General features: G+C 77.6%; 1 protein-coding gene. It reads right to left on the bottom strand.

All coding sequences use genetic code 11. From position 1 onward, the window contains the following. A partial coding sequence (locus tag G7A99_RS23135; protein ID WP_163144397.1) for a glycosyltransferase occupies nucleotides 1-692 on the bottom strand: 692 nt, incomplete at both ends.

Below are 692 nucleotides of genomic sequence, written 5' to 3'. Positions count from 1 at the left end.
GTGCCCAGCGCCACCGCCTCGGTGAGCACGTTGGGCGAGCCCTCCCAGGCCGAGGACAGCACGAACAGCGAGGCCCGTGCCATCCAGGCGTAGGGGTTGGCCACGTGCCCCGGCAGGGCCAGGTCGTCGGCGACGCCGAGCTCGGCCGCCTGCGCCTCCAGCGCCCCGCGCTGGCCACCGTCGCCGAGGATCACCAGCCGCGCCGGGCGCCCGGCACGCAGCCGCGCGAACGCGCGCAGCAGCGTCGGGAAGTCCTTCTGCCGGGTCAGCCGCCCGGCACCGAGGATCACCGGCGGGCCGGGCTCGCGCAGCCACGGGTGGTCCGGCTCGGCGCGTGCCTGCTCGGCGAGATCCGGCGAGACCACCGGGTTGCGCACCACGCACACGCGCCCGGGGGCGAGTCCGGCGATGCGCCGGGTGTCCTCGGCCACGCCCTCGGAGACCGCGACCACCCGGTCCACGCGATGGTAGAGCGCCCGCATGGGCGCATAGCGCAGCCACCGCCCCAGCCGGCCCCGTCCGGCGAGGGCGGCGGAGAGGTTGGTGCCGAGGCGCCCGGCGAGGTGCACCGGCACCCTGGCCAGCCCGCGGGCGACGATGGCGGTGCGGATGGCACGGTCCTTGGCGGCGAGCAGCGCCACCGGGCGCTCCCGGCGCAGGTAGCGCGCGAGCGCCAGCACCGCCATCTGGCT

Source organism: Arhodomonas sp. KWT (genome assembly GCF_010993615.1).
Note: the sequence above shows the minus strand (reverse complement) of the source record. Positions and strands in the feature narration are given on the sequence as shown.